The sequence below is a fragment of the Nocardia yamanashiensis genome (genome assembly GCF_021183565.1).
In the GTDB taxonomy this organism is placed as follows: domain Bacteria; phylum Actinomycetota; class Actinomycetes; order Mycobacteriales; family Mycobacteriaceae; genus Nocardia; species Nocardia yamanashiensis.
The window spans coordinates 2177300-2196088 of record NZ_CP089226.1; the positions used below are offsets into that span (position 1 = coordinate 2177300).

At 66.3% G+C, this 18789-nt stretch carries 26 protein-coding genes; 13 read left to right on the forward strand and 13 right to left on the reverse strand.

Annotated features, from left to right (window positions below):
• Positions 1–60: 60 nt before the first annotated feature.
• Positions 61–1203, forward strand: coding sequence for a serine hydrolase domain-containing protein (locus LTV02_RS10535; protein ID WP_233039815.1), 1143 nt, complete (start codon positions 61–63; stop codon positions 1201–1203).
• Here LTV02_RS10535 and LTV02_RS10540 read toward each other — a convergent pair whose 3' ends face one another.
• Positions 1204–1734, reverse strand: coding sequence for an NUDIX hydrolase (locus tag LTV02_RS10540; protein WP_233039816.1), 531 nt, complete (start codon positions 1732–1734; stop codon positions 1204–1206).
• Entirely contained in the window at positions 1731–2861 is a 1131-nt protein-coding gene (locus LTV02_RS10545) for a DUF418 domain-containing protein (RefSeq protein ID WP_233039817.1), read from the reverse strand. The genes LTV02_RS10540 and LTV02_RS10545 overlap by 4 nt, the downstream gene beginning before the upstream one ends.
• A 122-nt stretch (positions 2862–2983) precedes the next feature.
• Between LTV02_RS10545 and LTV02_RS10550 the strand changes: the two genes are divergently transcribed.
• Positions 2984–3436 carry an SRPBCC domain-containing protein gene (locus tag LTV02_RS10550; RefSeq protein ID WP_233039818.1) on the forward strand — a complete coding sequence of 151 codons (453 nt, stop codon included), beginning with the start codon at positions 2984–2986 and terminating at the stop codon, positions 3434–3436.
• 56 nt (positions 3437–3492) lie between these two features.
• On the opposite strand, the gene LTV02_RS10555 is transcribed toward LTV02_RS10550, so the two are convergent.
• The 6 genes from LTV02_RS10555 to LTV02_RS10580 form a co-directional block, all read right to left on the reverse strand.
• The gene (locus tag LTV02_RS10555; RefSeq protein WP_233039819.1) at positions 3493–3717 is read right to left on the reverse strand and encodes a hypothetical protein; all 225 of its coding nucleotides are present in this window, start codon (positions 3715–3717) and stop codon (positions 3493–3495) included.
• 35 nt (positions 3718–3752) lie between these two features.
• Entirely contained in the window at positions 3753–4535 is a 783-nt protein-coding gene (locus LTV02_RS10560) for an HNH endonuclease family protein (RefSeq protein WP_233039820.1), read from the reverse strand.
• A gap of 184 nt (positions 4536–4719) precedes the next feature.
• On the reverse strand, positions 4720–5217 hold the full coding sequence (locus LTV02_RS10565; RefSeq protein WP_233039821.1) for a hypothetical protein: 498 nt from the start codon (positions 5215–5217) through the stop codon (positions 4720–4722).
• A gap of 46 nt (positions 5218–5263) precedes the next feature.
• Positions 5264–6385 (reverse strand): NAD(P)H-dependent flavin oxidoreductase, encoded by a 1122-nt coding sequence (locus tag LTV02_RS10570; protein WP_067708790.1) that lies wholly within the window; start codon positions 6383–6385, stop codon positions 5264–5266.
• A 108-nt stretch (positions 6386–6493) separates the two neighbouring features.
• Positions 6494–6913 (reverse strand): NUDIX hydrolase, encoded by a 420-nt coding sequence (locus LTV02_RS10575; RefSeq protein WP_233039822.1) that lies wholly within the window; start codon positions 6911–6913, stop codon positions 6494–6496.
• A gap of 20 nt (positions 6914–6933) precedes the next feature.
• Positions 6934–7494, reverse strand: coding sequence for a TetR/AcrR family transcriptional regulator (locus LTV02_RS10580; RefSeq protein ID WP_233039823.1), 561 nt, complete (start codon positions 7492–7494; stop codon positions 6934–6936).
• Between the two features lie 39 nt (positions 7495–7533).
• Between LTV02_RS10580 and LTV02_RS10585 the strand changes: the two genes are divergently transcribed.
• The 3 genes from LTV02_RS10585 to LTV02_RS10595 all read left to right on the forward strand — a co-directional run bounded on the left by LTV02_RS10585 (position 7534) and on the right by LTV02_RS10595 (position 9838).
• Positions 7534–8769, forward strand: coding sequence for a KasA/KasB family beta-ketoacyl-ACP synthase (locus LTV02_RS10585; RefSeq protein ID WP_233039824.1), 1236 nt, complete (start codon positions 7534–7536; stop codon positions 8767–8769).
• Positions 8770–8967: 198 nt separating this feature from the next.
• Positions 8968–9264, forward strand: coding sequence for a chorismate mutase (locus LTV02_RS10590; protein WP_233039825.1), 297 nt, complete (start codon positions 8968–8970; stop codon positions 9262–9264).
• 100 nt (positions 9265–9364) lie between these two features.
• Positions 9365–9838 (forward strand): carboxymuconolactone decarboxylase family protein, encoded by a 474-nt coding sequence (locus LTV02_RS10595; protein WP_233039826.1) that lies wholly within the window; start codon positions 9365–9367, stop codon positions 9836–9838.
• Positions 9839–9843: 5 nt separating this feature from the next.
• On the opposite strand, the gene LTV02_RS10600 is transcribed toward LTV02_RS10595, so the two are convergent.
• Positions 9844–10590 (reverse strand): hypothetical protein, encoded by a 747-nt coding sequence (locus LTV02_RS10600; RefSeq protein WP_233039827.1) that lies wholly within the window; start codon positions 10588–10590, stop codon positions 9844–9846.
• A 98-nt stretch (positions 10591–10688) separates the two neighbouring features.
• Here LTV02_RS10600 and LTV02_RS10605 point away from each other — a divergent pair, with 98 nt between their 5' ends.
• Positions 10689–11195 (forward strand): flavoprotein, encoded by a 507-nt coding sequence (locus LTV02_RS10605; protein ID WP_233039828.1) that lies wholly within the window; start codon positions 10689–10691, stop codon positions 11193–11195.
• Here LTV02_RS10605 and LTV02_RS39600 read toward each other — a convergent pair.
• The gene (locus LTV02_RS39600; RefSeq protein ID WP_408639351.1) at positions 11104–11535 is read right to left on the reverse strand and encodes a MarR family transcriptional regulator; all 432 of its coding nucleotides are present in this window, start codon (positions 11533–11535) and stop codon (positions 11104–11106) included. The genes LTV02_RS10605 and LTV02_RS39600 overlap by 92 nt on opposite strands.
• A gap of 168 nt (positions 11536–11703) precedes the next feature.
• Between LTV02_RS39600 and LTV02_RS10610 the strand changes: the two genes are divergently transcribed.
• The 3 genes from LTV02_RS10610 (at position 11704) to LTV02_RS10620 (ending at position 14033) form a co-directional block, all read left to right on the forward strand.
• A complete protein-coding gene (locus tag LTV02_RS10610) occupies positions 11704–12465 on the forward strand; it encodes a DUF5919 domain-containing protein (protein ID WP_233039829.1) in 762 nt (253 codons plus the stop codon).
• Positions 12452–12919, forward strand: a complete 468-nt coding sequence (locus LTV02_RS10615) for an NUDIX domain-containing protein (RefSeq protein ID WP_233039830.1) — start codon at positions 12452–12454, stop codon at positions 12917–12919. Before LTV02_RS10610 ends, LTV02_RS10615 begins: the two co-directional genes overlap by 14 nt.
• A 205-nt stretch (positions 12920–13124) precedes the next feature.
• Complete coding sequence (locus LTV02_RS10620; protein ID WP_233039831.1) at positions 13125–14033, forward strand: pentapeptide repeat-containing protein; 909 nt, start codon at positions 13125–13127, stop codon at positions 14031–14033.
• Here LTV02_RS10620 and LTV02_RS10625 read toward each other — a convergent pair.
• Positions 14030–14482 carry a MarR family winged helix-turn-helix transcriptional regulator gene (locus LTV02_RS10625; RefSeq protein WP_233039832.1) on the reverse strand — a complete coding sequence of 151 codons (453 nt, stop codon included), beginning with the start codon at positions 14480–14482 and terminating at the stop codon, positions 14030–14032. The genes LTV02_RS10620 and LTV02_RS10625 overlap by 4 nt on opposite strands.
• A gap of 65 nt (positions 14483–14547) precedes the next feature.
• On the opposite strand from LTV02_RS10625, the gene LTV02_RS10630 reads away from it, so the two are divergent.
• Positions 14548–14916 carry a VOC family protein gene (locus tag LTV02_RS10630; protein WP_233039833.1) on the forward strand — a complete coding sequence of 123 codons (369 nt, stop codon included), beginning with the start codon at positions 14548–14550 and terminating at the stop codon, positions 14914–14916.
• 21 nt (positions 14917–14937) lie between these two features.
• Here the strand turns inward: LTV02_RS10630 and LTV02_RS10635 are convergent, their stop codons facing one another.
• Positions 14938–15351, reverse strand: coding sequence for a hypothetical protein (locus LTV02_RS10635; RefSeq protein WP_233039834.1), 414 nt, complete (start codon positions 15349–15351; stop codon positions 14938–14940).
• Positions 15348–15629, reverse strand: a complete 282-nt coding sequence (locus tag LTV02_RS10640; RefSeq protein ID WP_233039835.1) for a ribbon-helix-helix domain-containing protein — start codon at positions 15627–15629, stop codon at positions 15348–15350. The genes LTV02_RS10635 and LTV02_RS10640 overlap by 4 nt, the downstream gene beginning before the upstream one ends.
• 180 nt (positions 15630–15809) lie before the next feature.
• Here LTV02_RS10640 and mtnA point away from each other — a divergent pair, with 180 nt between their 5' ends.
• The 3 genes from mtnA to mtnC are packed head-to-tail and all read left to right on the forward strand — an operon-like array spanning position 15810 to position 18761.
• On the forward strand, positions 15810–17486 hold the full coding sequence (gene mtnA, locus LTV02_RS10645) for an S-methyl-5-thioribose-1-phosphate isomerase (RefSeq protein WP_233039836.1): 1677 nt from the start codon (positions 15810–15812) through the stop codon (positions 17484–17486).
• A 19-nt stretch (positions 17487–17505) separates the two neighbouring features.
• Complete coding sequence (locus LTV02_RS10650) at positions 17506–18081, forward strand: 1,2-dihydroxy-3-keto-5-methylthiopentene dioxygenase (RefSeq protein ID WP_233039837.1); 576 nt, start codon at positions 17506–17508, stop codon at positions 18079–18081.
• Entirely contained in the window at positions 18078–18761 is a 684-nt protein-coding gene (mtnC, locus tag LTV02_RS10655; RefSeq protein WP_233039838.1) for an acireductone synthase, read from the forward strand. Before LTV02_RS10650 ends, mtnC begins: the two co-directional genes overlap by 4 nt.
• Positions 18762–18789: the final 28 nt, after the last annotated feature.

Below are 18789 nucleotides of genomic sequence, written 5' to 3' on the forward strand. Positions count from 1 at the left end.
AGGGCCGGATTCAGGGGATGTCCGGATGTCTCGGGGTGGGCTGATCCCTAGCGTCGAGACATGCGATTCCTGCCGATCTTGGGCATCCTCGTCATTCTGACCGTGACAGGTTGCGCCACCGTGCACGACAGCGGTACACCTACCAGTGTGACGCCCCCGGCGGCGGTGTCCGCCAAGCGAATTCAGGACGTCCAGCGCGATATCGACGCTCTGGTGAAGTCCGGCGTCACCGGTGCGATCGCGACCGTAACCGAGAACGGGCAGACGGTGACGCTCACCGCCGGCGTCGCCGATCGCGGTACCGGCGCACCCATTCCGGCCACCCCCGACCAGCAGGTGCGGGTGGGCAGCATCTCCAAATCCTTTGTCGGAGCGATCATGCTCCAGCTGGTCGACGAGGGCCGGGTGCGCTTGGACGAACCTGTCGACACCTATCTGCCCGGCCTGCTCCGAGGCCAGGGCGTGGACGGTCGCACTATCACCGTCCGGCAGATCCTTCAGCATCGCAGCGGCCTGCCCGAATTCAGTGACGCACCCGAGATCGACGAGTACCGCGCCGCGCTCGAATCGCGTACGCAGACGCCCGCCGCGGAAGTCGCGCTGGCCCTGCGCAATCCGGCCCAGTTCGCGCCCGGCGCGACCTACAAGTACACGAACACCAACTACATCGTGGCCGCCATGATCATCGAAAAGGTCTCCGGGCGCGCCTATTCCGAGGAGCTCGCGGGTCGTATCCTGACACCGGTCCAGCTGACGAACACGTATCTGCCTCCCACCGGGGAGCACGACATTCGCGGGCCGCACCCGCACGGCTACGCCACCATCGACGGGGTGCGCACCGATGTCACGCTGTCCGAACCGTCGATCCCGTGGGCGGCCGGGGCGCTCGTCTCCACCGGGGCCGATCTCAACCGCTTCTACCTCGCACTGCTGGCCGGGCAGATCGTGGCGCAGGCGCAGCTCGCCGATATGCTGACCACCGAATCGCCCATTCCGGACACCGATTTCAGCTACGGCATCGGGATCGGCACCGCCCAGCTCTCCTGCGGTACCCGCTTCTACGGCCACACCGGCGGCATCACCGGCTTCCTCACCAACGCGTACGCCACCAAGGAGGGCCGCGCGGTGACCCTCGCGCTCACCGAGGCGCCCGAGGAGCAGCCGGACATGATGAGCCTGCTCGGTCATGCCCTGTGCCCGTAGTCATCGCCCCGCGTGCAGTTCCGCGGCGAGCGTGAGCAGTTCGGGCATGTGCGGGCCATCGGTGGCGGCGCGGACGATGGCCTCCGCGAGCGGGAAAGTGCCGACTTCCAGCACGTGCTCGGCGTCATCGGGATTGGTCGGCGCGGAAGTGAGCGCCACCTCGGCCGTGCACCACAGCCACGCCTTGTGCGGATGGGGCTGCCACGGCTGATACGGCTCGGCATGGTCACTGGTCCCGTAATGCGCCCCGAACCAGTGCAGGGGACCGGTCAGTTCGGCGCCGGCCTCCTCGCGAAGTTCCCGAATCACGCAGTCCAGCACCGATTCCGATGCCTCGCGGGTGCCGCCGGGAATGAACCAGACATCGCGGTCGTCACGGCAGAGCACGATGCGATCGCCCACGAAGCTCACCACATGGATATTGGTGACCAGGTCGTCGTGCGGCAGCTCGGTCGAGAACTGGACATCTAGGCCACCCCATTCCCAGCGAGTGGGCGTGTGCAGCAGCGGAAAACGCTCGGCGAAGGTCACGAATCGACAGTAGTCGGCGTTCGGCGGAACTGCCTCGGACCGTAGGTCGCCGCCCGCAGCACCCATTCGACGGGACCGTACCGGTGCCGGCGCACGTAGAGCCGGGCCAGATAAAGCTGGGTGGCGTAGATGCCGAGCGCGACGGCCACCACCGCCCAGTCGTCCAGGCGTCCGGCGAGGGCGAATCCGTAGCCGGTGAAGATGATCGAGGTGATGACCGACTGGCTGATGTAGGTGGTGGCCGCGATCTTCCCGGCGGGGGCGAAAACCTCGGCCACCCGGGGCCACGCGTGCACGGCGCGAAGCAAGGTCGCGGCGTACGCGGCGGACAGCAGCGGCGCGGTGATCACCCCGACCCCGGCGAGCACGGGCCAATGGAACACCGCGTTCAGCACCGATACCGGACCGCCCACCCCGAACCCGATCCATTGCACCCGCGGCAGCCACGGCAGATACCGCGCCGGATCCTCCAGCAGGCGTGCCTTTCCGGCGGCCAGGCCGAACAGGAACAGCGGCAGCACCGCCACTATCGCGAACAGCATGTGCAGCGGCAGACTGTCGCTGAACAACTCCCATCGCCACGCCGCCGCCTCACCCCAGCCCGCGCGCATGATCTCCAGTTCGCGCGTGTGCTCACCGGAATCGCCCGCGCCGCCATCGGTGTCGGCCAGCAGCACGAACACGGTCATCGCAATGGCGGCGCACCCGAGCAATCCGGTGGCCGTCCACGCTGCCGCCCGCGGCCGTAACCGGCTCAGCAGCAACAGAACCAGCCCGATCACCCCGTAGCTGAACAGCACGTCACCGATGAAGAAGAACACCGCGTGCACCGCCCCGAGCGCCATCAACGCCAGGCACCGGCGCACGGTCCGCGCCCGCCCGCTCACCCCGGCCCGCTGTGCGGCCCGGAACTGCAACGTCAGCGAGTACCCGAACAGGAACGAGAACAGCACATAGAACTTGTTGTGGAACAACGCGTCCAGCACGGTCAGCACCGCGCCGTCCGGGAAGTCGGGCCCCGACATGACGCTGATGTTCACCAGCAGGATCCCGCCGAGCGCGAAGCCGCGCAGTACATCCAATTCGACCAGCCGCGGCACCGATTCGACCGCCTTGCCCTCCGTCATGGATCGACCGTACGAGCCGGACCGGCGGGCCGGATCGCCCGCGAGAGCTACGCGGCCTCCGTGCATACCCTGAGTCGGCCGCCCGGATGCGGGGTTGGAACGGGTGTCAGTATTGTGCCCTCATGACCTTTGTCATCGACTACAGCGTGGAGATCGACGCGCCCAGCGATCTGGTGTGGCAGGTGCTCACCGACGTGGACAGCTACGGCGAGTGGAACCCCTTCGTGCCCGCCTGCTCGACCACCTTGGAACCGGGTACGCCGATCGACATGCAGGTGCGGCTGGTGGGGCCGAACCCGAAGGCGCAGCGGGAGTACATCCGCAGCCACACCCCGGGCAAAGAGTTCAGCTATGCCATGAAGCCGGCGCCGCTGGGGGTGTTGCGCAGCGAGCGGTCGCATACGGTGACCGCGCTGGCCGACGGTAAGACGCGGTACGACTCGCACTTCCAGCTCGAGGGGCCGTTGAGCCCGGTGGTCGGCGGACTGCTGGGCGGGGCGCTGCGCAAGGGGTTCGGGAGCATGACCGAAGGCGTGCGACTGCGCGCGGAGTCGTTGCGCGCGGCCGAGAAGTAACCGAAACGGGAAAAATCCCTGCCGCGATCGCGTGGCAGGGATTTTCGTATCGGGTCTCAGGCCTCGAAGACCACCACATTGCCGAAGCTGTCGCGGGCGCCGCTGTCCTTCTCGATGGCGGCCGCCAGGTCCTCGACGGCTTCCCAGGTGCGGGGTTCCTCGTCGTCCAGATTGCCGATGGTGTACCAGGTCGCGGTGCCGCGGTAGCGGACCAGGCCGTGGCCGGTCGGGTCCAGCTTCACGTCGAGAGCTCCGGAAACCGTGCCCTCCTCCTGGGTCATCACGGCTGCCGCGCTGTGGATCTCGACGATGGCGTCTACTTGAACCCTCCTCTATCGACGCAGTCCTGCACGGCTGTCTTCAGTGCGGTCTGCTCTTTGGAATCGACGTTCAGGCCGTACTTTACTTTCACCTGGAGGTAGTGCGCGATATAACCACACCGGAAATTGCCCGGCGGAAGGTAAGTGGACGGGTCCTGGTCGCCCTTGGAGCGATTGGCGGTCGGGTCGGACGCGGCCAGGTTGATGGCGTCGTTGGCGATATTGCGGCGGGTGTCCTCGTCCATCTTGGCCGCGCCGGAACGCCACGCTTCGGCCAGCGCCACAATGTGATCGACGTCCACGCCGGCGGAGTCGGTGATGAACTTGTACGGCTTGAGGCCGTTGGTCTTCTTGTCCGGCACGCCGTACTGGTCCTGCCAGCCGCCGTCCTTGCCCATGGTGAACTTGCAGGTGGCGGCATCGAGCTTGACCGAGCCGGAGGCATCGCGCAGCAGCATGACCTCGCGCGTGGTGCATTTGCTGTATTGGGCGTACTGGTCGCCGAATCCGTGCTCGGGCTTGTTGGTGTCCCAGTGCGGGAACTGCTCGCGGCTGTAGCCGGTCATCGGCAATTCGTCGGCGACCTTGAGTTTGCCGAGCAGCGCCTTGACCTCGGTGGCCGAGCCCGCCACGGTCGGATTGGTCTGGCCCGGGACCGTTTTCGACGAATCGCCCGATTTGTTCAGCAGCGCGGCGACGACTATCAGCACGATGACGAAGAGGCCCGAGCCGATGGCTCCGAGCATCTTGGTGAGGCTTGACGGCTTCTTCTGCAACATATCCCGACCACCGTCGCAATCCACTACCCGAAACAGCAAGTTACGCCGCGGGTTCGGAGACGGGTCTCACACCACTCGGTCCACGGCGAACACAGCGTTACTTACATAGTGAGCTTCGTCAAGATCGAGAACAACGGAGTCACAGCGGATTTCGGCGTGGCGCGGCGAACCGCCCGGCGAGTCGTCAGATCTGATGCAGCCAGGCTATGAAGAACGCGATTGCGCCGAGGAAAGCCAGCGCCGCGACGGGCACCGGCCACCACGGTCCGGTGCGGGTGAGCAACCGCCGTGCGAGTTGCCTTTGCAGTATGCCGATTCCGGCCAGCAGCAGGAACCAGAGCGGGAGCATGCCGACGCCGAGCAGGGCGTGCACCGCCCAGGCGCCCGCCAAAGTGGGGCCGCCCCAGGAATGTTCGTAATCGCCCGCCGCGACGAGCGGGTAGGCGATGCCGCGCACCGCCGCCACCAGGGCCAGGAAGACCGCGAACCAGGCGACCAGTCCGATCGCCGCGGCGAGCGCCGTGTGCGCGGCGGCGCGGAACCAGCCGGGGGAGTTCGACGCGAAGGGAATGCGCAGGGTCCGGCGCGTCACGCGGGCGCGAACCCCGGTGGGCGCGAAAGCAACCGGCAGTGCGAGCACCGCGTAATACGCGGACCGCACTGCCGGTTGTAGGTTCGCCATCATCCCACCGTAGCGCGCCCGTACGACGCGCCCGAGGATCCGAGGGCTACGCGTTGTTGAGCTTGTTGAGGCGCTCGCACGCCTCCAGGTATTCGGTGATCAGGCGCTGCACCACATCGGCGGAACGCTCGACCTTGTTCATCAGGCCGACCACCTGGCCGACCGGATTGAAGTTCACGTCCTTGGCCTGCTCCGGGTAGCGGTGGCCGCGCTTCACGCCGTCCAGGGCCACCATCATCTGCAGCGGCATGGGCAGCGGGTTCGGGGTGTCGTCGCGCTCCCACGCCTCGGTCCAGTCGTTCTTGAGCATGCGGCAGGGCTTGCCGGTCCAGGACCGCGAGCGCACGGTGTCGTGGCTGGTGGCATCGAGGTAGGTCTGCATCTGCGCGGGCGGCACATTGGCCTCCTCGACGGTCAGCCACAGCGAACCGGTCCACGCGCCCGCCGCGCCCATCGCCATGGCGGCGGCGACCTGACGGCCGTTGCCGATACCGCCGGCGGCCAGGGCGGGCATATCGCCGATCGCGTCGATGACCTGCGGCCACAGCACCACCGAGGAGACCTCGCCGCAGTGGCCGCCGCCCTCGGTGCCCTGCATGACGACGAAGTCCAGGCCGGCGTTCTTGTGGTTGAGGGCGTGCTTGACCGAACCACACAGCGCGCCGATCAGGCGGCCGGAGTCCTGGATTTGCTTGATCACGTCATCGGGCGGGGTGCCCAGGGCGTTGGCGACCAGCTTGGCCTTGGGGTGCTTGAGGATGACCTCGATCTGCGGGGCGACCGTGGTGGCGGTCCAGCCCAGCAGCTGGTTGTGGTGCTCCTCCGGCGGCAGGTGCGGGACATTGTGGTCGTTGAGCAGCTTCTCGGCGAAGTCGCGGTGGCCCTGCGGAACCAGCTCGCCCAGCTTGGATTCCAGCTCCTCGGGGGACAGGCCGTCCACGCCCTTGCCCTCGTACTTGGAGGGGATGACCAGGTCGACGCCGTACACGCCGGTGACGTGCTCGTCGAGCCACTGGAGCTCCACTTCGAGCTGTTCCGCGGTGAAGCCGACAGCGCCGAGCACGCCCAGGCCGCCCGCATTGCTCACCGCGGCCGCGACGTCGCGGCAGTGGGTGAAGGCGAAGATCGGTACGTCGATGCCGAGGCGATCACAAATCTCGGTACGCATGGTGCAGTGGGCTCCTCTGAACTTTCCGGCACTGGAATGTTGTGCCCACCACACTAGAACATGTTCTACATTCAGGCCAGAGTCTCGACGCCTAACCCTCGGTAGGGGTCAACAACTTGTTTCAGTTAGCGGGGACAGGAGGCCGGCGGCGGCAAGATCGTCGAACAGGAGTTGGTCCACCGGCGGGACCTCGTCGCGGTCGGCGTAGGTGAACCAGGCGACCTCTTCGATCTCACTGCTGGCGGCCAGGGTGCCGAGGTAATCGGCGGTGTAGCAAGCCATTCGGACGACCGCGTCCGGGATCGGGGCCTCGTAGGTGCCGACGTGTGCGACCGACGCCGGGGTCAGCTCGACGGTCAGTTCCTCGCGGATCTCGCGGACCAGGGTCTCCAGATCCGATTCCGCGCCTTCCCTTTTGCCGCCCGGGATATAGAAGACGTCCTTGCCGCGCGGGCGGGCGCACAGGATCTTGCCGTGTTCTATCCGCACCCACGCCACCGTGTCGATCAGCCGCTGCTCGGTCTGCATTCCAGCAGCGTAGTCAGTGGCTAGCGGATGGCCTGGGCGACCAGCAGGTCGACGGCGCGGGTGACGCGATCGGTGTCGCCGGTGATCCACCAGTCCTGAATGAGGCCGCGCACGCCGGAGACCAGCAGGGTGGCGGCGGCCTGCGGATCGGCGATATCGGGGTCGATGCGGCGCAGGGCCTCGGTGAGGGCGTCCACCACGACGTGAATGGCCGATTCGGCGTACGACTGGAACGGGCTGCCGGGGACGACGGCCGCGCCGAGCACCTGGAGCAGGACTCGGAGGCTGGTTGCGCCCGTGCCCGCGGTATTGACCTCGAACGATCCGGCGAGGCGGGCGCGCAGCATGTGCGCGGAATCGACGTCGCCGAAGAGTGCGGCGATATCGGGGCGCTGGGTTTCCAAGGCGGACACCAGCATCTGCTCCTTGGTGCCGAAGTAGTGGATGAGCATGCGGGAGCTGGTGCCGAGGTAGTCGGCCAGCGGGCGCAGGGACAGTTCGGCCAGGCCGTATTCGGCGATATAGGCGATGACGCCGGCGAGCAGGTCGGCGCGGCGGGCGTGGTCGAGGGGTCTGGGCACAGGTTGACTGTAGCGGTTGGTACAGGTATCCATGTCGGCATGGGTGTAACAAGTGGTACAGAAACGGGTGTGGTGGTGACCGCGATGTCCGCGACCACCTGTCTGGGCGCGGACCTGGACACGACCTGGGCGCGATTGCTGGCCGGGGACAGCGGGATTCGCGCGCTCACCGATTCGTTCGTCACCGAGCACGACCTGCCGGTGCGGATCGGCGGGAAGCTGGTCGCGCCGCCGGGGGAGCAGCTGACGCGGATCGAGCAGCGGCGGATGTCGTTCGTGCAGCAGCTGGCGTTGGTGCTGGCGCGGCGGGTGTGGGCGGAGGCCGGGCAGCCGTCGGTCGATCCGGAACGGCTGGCGGTGGCGGTGGGGACCGGGCTCGGGGGCGGGGAATCGCTGGTACACGCGGTGGATTCGATGCGGGCCGGGGGTTATCGGAAGGTGCCGCCGATGACGGTGCCGATGGTCATGCCGAACGGGTCGGCGGCCACCATCGGGTTGGAGATCGGTGCGAAAGGCGGGGTGTATGCGCCTGTTTCGGCGTGCGCGTCCGGGTCGGAGGCGATCGCGCACGGGTGGCGGTTGATCCGTACCGGGGAGGCCGATGTGGTGGTGGCGGGCGGGGTGGAAGGGCATATCGACGCGGTGCCGATCGCGAGTTTCGCGATGATGCGGGCGATGAGCACGCGTAATGACGAACCCGAGCGGGCCTCACGGCCTTTCGACCGGGATCGGGACGGGTTCGTGTTCGGGGAGGCGGGGGCGCTGCTGGTGCTGGAGTCCGAGGCTCATGCGCGGGGGCGTGGTGCGGAGATTTTGGGGCGGGTTCTCGGGGCCGGGATCACTTCGGACGGTTATCACATCACCGGTACCGCGCCCGATGGTGATGGTGCGGCGCGGGCCATGCGCAAGGCCATTGCGACGGCGGGGCTTTCGGCGGCCGATATCGACCATGTGAACGCGCACGCCACCGGCACTCCCATCGGCGATATCTCCGAGGCCAAGGCGATCACCGCTGTCACGCCCGGGGCGTCGGTGTACGCGCCGAAATCCGCGCTGGGTCATTCCATCGGTGCGGTCGGTGCGCTGGAAGCCATCCTCACCCTGCGGGCACTGCGGCAGCAGATCGTCCCGCCCACGCTGAACTTCGAACACCACGACGACGGCATCGAATTGGATGTGGTCGCGAAATCTCCACGCCTGCAACAGCTCCGGTACGCTCTGACCAATTCCTTCGGCTTCGGCGGGCACAACGTGACCCTTGCTCTGGGCGTTTGATCGACCCGCCGTGATGCACCGCTATCGGGTGTGTGGTTTGATCCTGGCGTGATGTTCATGTCGCAGTCGTGGTGGTGGCCGGAGTTCCGGCAGCCCTGACTCGCGCACGCGTATCGGCTGCCTGGTAGCAGCAGCCGTACGCCACATCCGCCGGCTGATGCGCGCCGGGCAGCCTCGAATCGAAAGGTATCGAGGCTCATGTCTCTCGAAGAAGTCCGCACCCAGATCGACGCCATCGATGCCCGGATCGTCGAATTGCTCGGCGCCCGGCAGCAATTGGTCTTCCGCGCCGCCACCTTCAAACGCAATCCCGACGAGGTCCGCGCACCCGACCGCCGCGCCCGCATGATGGTCCGCCTGCGCGAGCTCGCCGAGGAGCACGGTGTGGCGCCCGACCTGGTCGAGCAGGTCTACACCACCATGATCGACGGATTCATCGAGCTGGAACAACGCCGCCACCGAGCGCTCGTCGCCGACGGAACCGCCGCTCGATAGTTCCCGGCCGCGAAGTCGGTTGTCACACCCGCGAAGTCCGCGGTGTCTTCATGAGGTACCGATGCCGCGCCCCACGCGGCACCCGACCGAAGGACACCCCATGGAACCCCGCATGAACCTGATGACAACCGACATCGGCGGCAAGCTCTACAAACGAATCGTCGGCGCGGCCCAATTGCTCCACCAATCCAACGTCCCCGAAAACCTCCTGCAACTGGTCGAACTCCGAGCCAGCCAAATCAACGGCTGCGGCTTCTGCGTGGACATGCACGCCAAGGACGCCGCGGCCGGCGGCGAAACCCCCACCCGCCTCAACCTGGTAGCCGCCTGGCGCGAAGCCACCGTCTTCACCGACCCCGAACGCGCCGCCCTCGCCCTCACCGAAGAAGGCACCCGCCTCGCCGACACCCACCAGGGCGTCTCCGACGAAACCTGGTCCGCCATCCGCAAACACTTCGACGAAGAACAATCCGCGACCCTCATAGCCGCCATCGCCCTCATCAACACCTTCAACCGCCTGAACGTAATAGCCCGAGTCCCCGCCGGCACCTACGAACCCGGCATGTTCAACTGAGCCCCTCAGTACGCGCTTTCGCCGATGAGCTGGTGGCGGTGGCGGCGGTGTAGTTCGAAGATTTCGGCGTCGGAGTAGCGGGTCCAGTCGCGTTTGGCACTGAATTTGGGGCGCATGGCGCGGATTCGGTCTGCGCACCAGAGGATTTCGGCTTCGATGGCGTTGGGGTAGGCGCAGCCGTGCCAGAGCGGGGAGACCGTGATCGAATGGATCGACTCGCGGTTCCCCGCGACGGCGACGACGGCTTTGGAGTATTGGGTGGCGGCTCCGCGAACGAGATAGTCGCCGTCGGAGAGCAATTCGTCCTGGACTCGGCAGTATTTGTGCCAGGTGGAGCTTTCCAGCAGCATGATGGCTTGCTCGCGTGGGGTCAGGGACCAGCCGCGGGAGGAGACGTACGCCTCCGAGTGGCGGCCGCCGAGTTCCGACAGGGCCTGCGAGTAAGCGTCGTACAGTTCGCGGCCGACCTCTTTCGCCGGGACCCGGCTGCTCCAGTCGTTGGCGAACTCCAGCCGGGACGGGAGGTTGCCGCCGTCCAAGGTCATGACCACGTTCGGGCTGGAAGACACCGGCTGGGAGGTGACCAGCGCGAGCGGCGGGTACTCCTCCTGCGGCGGTGACGCCGAGACCGTGTAACTCGATTCCTGGTGCAGCGGTTGCGAACTCACATTCACCGTCACCGAAACCGCGACGGAAACATTCGGCTGCCGGTCGTCGTCATAGTTCCCGCGGTCGATAACGCTGATCCCCATGACGAAATCCAATCCCTGCCCAGCACACCTCTCGGCGCACCGTATCAAAACCGACCGCCCCACGCAGGCAGTCTCTTCCGATAACTCATGCTTAGCGTATGAATGACCAGGGAGCGCCGGTCCTGTACGCGATCGTCACCGGCTCATCGAGAGCACCGGAGATCGAGGCGCTAGTGGAAATGGCGCAGGCCGCCGGCTGGGACGTCTGCGTCGTCGCCTCCCCATCAGGCCGCCGTTTCATCGATACCGACCACTTATCAGCGAAGACCGGCTGGGCGGTTCGAAGCGAATACAAGCAACCCGGCACACCGGACCTACTCCCACCCGCCGACGCGATGATCGTCGCCCCACTCACCTGCAACTCGGCCGCGAAGTGGGCCGCGGGCATCTCAGACACACTTCCCCTCGGCCTGCTCGTCGAGGCAGTCGGCCTACGAAAACCGATTGTCGCAGTTCCCTATTCGAGCGACGCCCAGATGAGCTTCCCACCGATCCAGGCGGCACTGGCCAACCTCAGCCGATACGGGGTGACGATCGTGCCGAGCGAGCAGGGAAAGTCGCTCCCACTGACGGAGGCTTGGCAGATATTGCAAAGCCGTCTCTGACCGGATCTCCCACACGCCCGTCAGACCAAACCGGTGCCCACTGCCCGTCGTGGTACTGCAACCAGTGCGCAGGTTGCCCTTCGGCTTCGGCGATCGACAGAAACTCCCGATAGACCGGATCCTTCGCCACCAGCCGCCCCCGCACAGTGACCCTCCAATTGGCAGGACTGTGCGGCGAACTCAGCACGAGGCCGGAACCAGCAAGCCTGCACAACGCGCGGCGAACCGTCCCTGCCGTCAGCTCGAGCTTTGCCGCAAGCTCCCGGACGGTCATAGCCGAGTCGGGTCGGACCGCAATTAGAACACCCAGCACCCGCGCCTGGATTTCGGTCAAAGCCATCTCCCGATCCTTCCGTCGTCCGTGATCGCCACCGGTGTCCTGTCGTTGTCCAGCCCGCAACTGCCACTACCAGCGTCGATCAAGCGAAGGGGCGTTCCTACCTCGTTTCCAGGACGTTTGGGACGTCCGAGTTCTAAGGTCTGATACGTCCCCCGGCTGAGGAGGAAGATGAATCAGGGCCTGCGACAAGCGATGACAAAGGCGAAGGTCACCGAGCAGCAACTGGCCGAGAAGTGTGGCGTCGACGTCAAAACGGTTACTCGGTGGGTGACCAATGAATCGCGTGTCCCGCACGCCCGTCACCGCTGGGCGGTCTGCGAACACCTACAAGCGGAGGAAGCAGACTTGTGGCCTGCAGCTGTCCAACGAACCCTCAAGGTCGGCCCGGATCGAGAAGTGGTTCAGGTCTTCCCATATCGATCCGCCGCCCCGGCTTCCCTGTGGCGGTCGTTGATCACGAATGCCAGGCAGGATCTCACCTTCGCTGGATACACCAACTACTTCCTCTGGCTGGAGCAGGCGAACCTGGCTGCTCTGCTCAGGCGAAAAGCACTGGCAGGCTGTCGAATTCGGATTCTCGTCGGTGATCCGGCCAGTGCGGCGACCTTGGCGCGTGAGCGTGAAGAGAACGTCCCGCTCACGCTCTCCACTCGTATCGCGGTGACACTCGCCGAGCTGCGAAAGCTGCAGGATGTCGACAGTGTCGAAGCGCGATTCTCGGATGGTCATGTCAACCTGTCGGTGTTTCGATTCGACAGCGACATGATCATGACGCCGATCCTTGCGCGGCGCGTTGGTCACGACTCGCCCATGTTCCATTTGCGGCGCGAACATCCGGATGGCATGTTCGATCGGTTCTCCGAGCATGTCGACGAACTCTGGTCCCGAGGCCGGAACGTTTGGGAGGTCGGATCGCATGACAAGGCGTGACTACGAGAACGATCCGGACGCGCCGCCCCCGAACAGCCTGGTGCCGGCCGCATCCGTGGTCGTTGTGGACGAGTCCGGCCGGGTGCTGTTGCAGCGGCGGGTGGACAACGGGATGTGGGCGTTGCCGGGAGGGAAGATGGAGTTGGGGGAATCGCTGGCGGGGTGTGGGGTTCGGGAGACCAAGGAAGAGACCGGGATCGATATCGAGATCGTCGGGATTGTGGGGACGTATACCGATCCGGGGCATGTGTTCGCGTATGACGATGGTGAGGTGCGGCAGGAGTTCTCGATTTGCCTGTTGGGCAGGCCGGTTGGGGGGTCGATTGCGGTGTCCGACGAGTCGACCGAGGTGGCTTGGTTCGCGCCGGAGGAGATCGATGGGCTTCCGATGGTCGGGAATATTCGGCGGCGGGTGGATGACTGGAGGTCGGGGGCGGCGCCGGTCGTTCGATAAGGCTGCGCAAGTCGGTGTGGCACAAGATGATCGATAGGTGAGATCGAATCGCACTCGGCGGCGGCCGCCGTTGGCTGGACGGGGGCGTGCGATGCGCCTGCAGCGGCCGTCTGGGGGACGCCCGTGGCGTACGCGGGTGGTGGGAGCGGTGCGGGGGTGGGCTTCGCCGGGGTGGGTCGGGCGGGTGTTGCCGTTCGTTGCCGTGATGGCAGCGATTGCTGCGGTTTTGTATGGCGCGCAGAGTTTACGGCTCGCCGAGGAGTCCAGTCGGCAGCAGTATCAGCTGGTGCGGCGAGAGCAGGCTGTGGAGCGGTTTGCGCGGGCTGCGGAGGTGCTTGGGGGTGCGGATTCCACGGCTCAGGGGCGGTTGGGAGCGATTTATTCGCTGGATCAGATTGCTGGGGAGTTTCCGGGGGATCGGTTCAAGGTGGTTTCTGTGGTGGCGGCGTTTTTGCGGGAGCAGGATCATAGTGGGGTTCCGGGGGTGGTGATTACGGCGCGGAATTGTGCTGGGAGGGGGAGTGATTCGTTGAATCCGCCGCGGTTGGGGGAGGAGTTCAAGGCTGCGGTGGCGTTGGTTGTTCGGTATAACCATTTGGGGGAGTTTGCTGATGAGGCGGTGGATTTGAGTTATACCTGTTTGGAGGGGGTGCGGTTGCAGCGTCGGGGGGTGGGGTATATCGATTTCAGTGGGGCTTCGTTGGCGTTTGCGGAGTTGGGTGGGAATGATTTGACTACCGTGAAGTTCTCGAATACCGATCTGGGGGATGCTCAGTTGGGTGGGTCGAGTTTGCGGGGGAGTGTGCTGTCGGGGTTGCGGTTGACTCGGGCGAGTTTCTTGCATTCGAATCTCGAGGGGGCGCGGATCGGTAATTGTGCCGCCGATGGGTCTGGGTGGGAGGGGGCGGTTTTGCGGCAGGCCGAGTTTCATAATGTGGATTTGAGTGGGGCGCATTTGAGTGAGGCCGATCTGACCGGGGCCACGTTGCGGCAGGTGACGCTGAATGGTGCGGATCTCACCGGGGCGACGCTGACGGGGGTGCAGTTCGACGGGGTGCGGTACGACGCGAAAACCAAGTGGCCGGTGGGGTTTTCGCCGCCGCCCAGTAGTTAGGCGGGGTTGGCCCGGAGGGCGTTGGTCATGGTGCGCAGGATTCGCAGGGCGTCGGCCTGTTCGGCGCCGGTGAGGTCGGCGACCATTCTGAGCTCGACGGATCGGACCGCGGCGGTGGCTTTTTCGAGGTGGCGGCGACCTTTGGAGGTCAAGCGGGTGGGGAGGACTTTGCCGACGGGGGCGGCGGCGGGCCTGGTGACGTGACCTTCGCGTTCGAGGGTTTGCAGCAGGACGTTCATGGTTTGGCGCGTCACGAAGGCCCCGCGGGCCAGTTCGGAGTTCGACAGGCCCGGGCGTTGGGCGAGCAGTTCGAGGCAGGCGTAGTGGGTGACGTTCATGCCGAGCGGGCGCAGCACTTCCTCCATGGCTGCGCGGAGGGCGCTGGACGCCTCTTTCAGCAGGTAGCCGAGGGATGTGTCCAGGTCTACGCCGACGCCTTCTTGACTCATGTCAGTATTCTGACATAGCCTTGGGCATGTCAGAAAACTGACACACACGTTGAAGGAGCAGGACAATGCCCGCAATCGGTCCCGATTTCATTTCGCTGCAGGTGCGCGATCTCGATGCCTCGCAGGCGTTCTACGAGCAGTACCTGGGCCTGGTTCGCTCACCCGCCGGACCGCCGCATGCCGTGGTGTTCGAGACGAAGCCGATCGCGTTCGCGCTGCGCGACATCGTCCCCGGCACCGACCTCGCATCGGCGGCATATCCGGGTATCGGCGCGGCGATCTGGCTGCACGCCACGGACGTTCAGGCCATCCACGATGCCTTGGCGGCAGATGGGCACACCATCGTCGCCGAACCGATCGACGGCCCGTTCGGCCGCACATTCACCTTCGCCGACCCCGACGGCTACCGCATCACCCTGCACGACCGCGCGTGACCGACGAGCCGGGCCGAATCCCTAAGGGAGAATGTCGGTTTGAACCCGCGGGTCCAGTTTGCGGAGGGTATCGGGACGGTCGGTGAGACAGGGCCAGTCCCGACTGACCGCTTCGATGGTGGCGTGACCGGCGGGGATGAGCGCGTCGGCATCGGGCCGATCGGCCAACGCGGCCCCGAGATGATCGGAGGCCGGGCGATCCAACGGCTGAATGACCGTATTGGGCAGATCGAGCAGCACCGCGAGAATGTCGAGACGCCCGGAGGGGATGAGCGCCCGGGCGGCGGCGAGGGCGGTCGCGGGGACGATGATGGTGTGGCCGGCATCGGCGGTAGCCCAGACCACGGATTGCACGTAGGCGACTCGGTGCGCCCAGGCGGTGAGGGCGGCGGTGTCGAAGACGACGCCTCCCAGCGTGGAGCCGGCGGTGGTCATGCCGCGCCGGCGTGGTCGCCGGGATCCTCCTTATCGGGTAAGGGGGGTAGCCCCTGCACGGCGCGGGCGCGGTTGATCAGGTCGAGGGGCGGGCGGCCGCCGAGCGCGTTCTCGAGTCTGGCGAGGGATTCGGTGCGATTGACCCGGGCTCGGACGGATTCGGCCACGAAGGAGGAGATGGATTCGATGCGGCCGGTGGCGCGCCAATCGTCGAGGGTGGCGGCTATCTCCTCGGGCATCGACACTGTGATCTTGCGGGTGCGACGCGCTCTAGCCATACCGGAATGGTACTTCGGTATGGACAGGGCGACGAGATGACAGACCGTTCGCCTCGGGATTCGGATTCCGGTGATCCGAAACCTGCCGGTCACGCGGCGATCCGGGTTCGATACGGTGGGCGTGTGCCCGCATCCGGCGGGCGGCCTCCCCATTACCTGCGTCAAGAGGACACAACCTAGATGGATCAGAGTTCGATCGTGTGGGACGACGGTGCGTTGGTCACCATCGACCAGCGGGCATTGCCGCAGGAATTGCGGGAGTTGCGGATCACCACGGTCGATCAGGTCATCGATGCGATCAAGACGCTCGCCATTCGCGGCGCGCCGGCGATCGGGGTGTCGGGGGCGTTCGGTGTGGTCATCGCCGCGCTCGCCAACAGCGCCGACGGAGTCGTGGATACGGCGGCCGTGACTGCCGAGGCGACGCGGATCGCCGATGCCCGGCCCACCGCGGTCAACCTCGCCTGGGGTGTGCAGCGCGCATTGAGCAAGCTGCCCGAGGGCGTGCAGGCAGTGCTGGACGAAGCGCTGGAAATGCAGGCCGAGGACGGGCGCACCAATCTCGCGGCGGCTACACACGCGGCGGATCTGCTCGAGCAGCTGTGCGCGGATCGGCCTCTGCGCCTGCTCACGCACTGCAATACCGGCCGCCTCGCGACCACCGCTTGGGGCACCGCGATCGGTGCGCTGCGGGTACTGCACCAGCGCGGCAAGCTCGCCGAGGTGATCGTGGACGAGACCCGCCCGCTGTTGCAGGGCGCGCGACTCACCGCGTGGGAGATGGCCGAAGCCGGTATCCCGCACCGACTCACCATCGATTCCGCCGCTGCCTGGGCGATGGCCACCGAGAACCTGGACGCGGTCATCGTCGGCGCGGACCGCATCACCGCGGATGGCGCGGTAGCCAACAAGATCGGCACCTACATGCTGGCGCTGGCCGCCAAGCATCACGGAATCCCGTTCATCGTGGTCGCCCCCGAATCGACACGTGACATCTCGACGGCGCGCGGCAGCGACATCGTGGTGGAGCAGCGCGCGGCCGCCGAGGTGACCGGATTCGGCGGCGTCACAACGGCTCCCGCGGGCACACAGACCTTCAACCCGGCCTTCGATGTCACGCCGGGCGAGCTGGTGACGGCGGTCGTCACCGAGAACGGCGTGCTCGTCGATGCCGCCGCCGCGGACGGCGCGGTACCGCCCGCCGAACTGGCCGGACATGCACACGGTGCAACATTGCGGGCCGGGCGGGAGATCGCCGCCATCGCGCGGAATCTGTACGCGAACGGCTGGATGCCCGGCACCGCGGGCAATATCTCGGTGCGCCAGGGCGATACGGCCGTCATCACCGCGAGCGGACTGTCCAAGGGCGAGCTGACCGAGACCGATACGGTCACCGTCGCCGTCTCGGACTCGCGGCCGGTGCGCTCCGGCGGCCGCCGCCCGTCGGCCGAAACCACCATCCACACCGCCGTTTACCGCACGCGCGGCAGCGAGGCCGTGGTGCACGTGCACCCGCCACACGCCACCGCGCTGTCCATCGGTGCAGCGAGTGCCGACGTGCAGACCGTGCGGTTCTCCGGATATGAGCTGATCAAGGGCCTGGGCGGAATTCGCCCGGACGCCATCGACATTCCGGTGTTCCCGAATCACGCGGACGTGCCGCGCATCGGCGAGGACATCGAGAAGTACCTGACCGAGCATCCCGATGCCCCGCCCGTGCTGTTCATCGCCGGGCACGGCATCACCGCGTGGGGCGAGAGCCTCGCGCAGGCGCGCGACCGTGCGGAATGCCTCGAAGGCATCTGCGAACTGACCACATTGACCGGGCACCGTGAGATTCCGGTGGGCGACAATTAGTTCCGAGAAAGGAACCACGATGACTCTGCTGCAGATCATGAACGATCAGGACGCCGCCGACGTCAAGCTGCGCACCAGCGACGACGCCGAGATCGCCGCCGAGCTCGGCAAGCGCGGCATCACCTTCGAACGCTGGCCGCTGCTCGAGGGGCTGTCCGGCGACACTTCGACCGAGGACCTGCTGGCCGAATACCGGTCGCGCATCGATGCATTGAATGCCGACGGACGCTACAAGTTCATCGACGTCGCCCGCATCCACCCGGACGAGTCCGATCCGGAATGGCCCGCCAAGGCCGCCGGGGCGCGCACCAAGTTCCTCGACGAGCACCGGCACGCCGAGGACGAGGTGCGGTTCTTCGCCGCCGGTCAGGGCTGCTTCTACCTGCACCTGGGTGACGAGGTGCTGGCGACCGTGTGCACCGCGGGCGACCTGGTGTCGGTGCCGGCGGGCACCCTGCACTGGTTCGACATGGGCACCACGCCGGAGTTCGTGGCCGTGCGGTTCTTCGAGGAGGAGGACGGCTGGATCGGCGACTTCACCGGTGACAAGATCTCGAGCGGTTTCCCGACCCTCGACGAGTTGACCGCGGCATGATCAAGGCGATCGTTCTCGACATCGAAGGCACCACCAGCCCGACCAGTTCGGTGCGGGAGGAGCTGTACGGGTACACGCGGGATCGATTGCCGCAGTGGCTGGCCGAGCATCAGGGCGATGCGGGGGCGCCGATCATCGAGGCGACTCGGGTCCAGGCCGGGCGGCCGGACGCCGATGCGGCCGAGGTCGCCGCGATCCTCATCGACTGGCTGAACACCGATGTGAAGTCCGAACCACTCAAGGCGGCGCAGGGCATCATCTGCGCCGAGGGGTTCCGCAACGGGTCGCTGTTCGGTGAGTTCTTCCCGGATGTCCCGCCGGTGCTGCGGGCGTGGCGGGCGGCCGGGCTGGAGCTGTACATCTACTCGTCGGGTTCGGTTCGCAATCAGAAGGATTGGTTCGCGTTCGCGCGCGGCGGGGATCTGTCGCCGTTGATCAGCGGCCATTTCGATCTGTCGACCGCCGGGCCGAAGCGGGAAGCCTCGTCGTACGAGAAGATCGCGAGCGCGATCGGGGTGCCGGCCGAGAGCATCCTGTTCCTGTCGGATCATCCGGACGAGGTGGATGCCGCGGCGGCGGCCGGTTGGTCCGCCATCGGGGTGACGCGGCCGGGTGAGCCCAATGCGCCGCGTCCGCCGCATCGCTGGATCAGCGACTTCGGCGACGTCGAGTTGGACTGAGCACGGATCGAAAGCGTCGGGCGGTTCC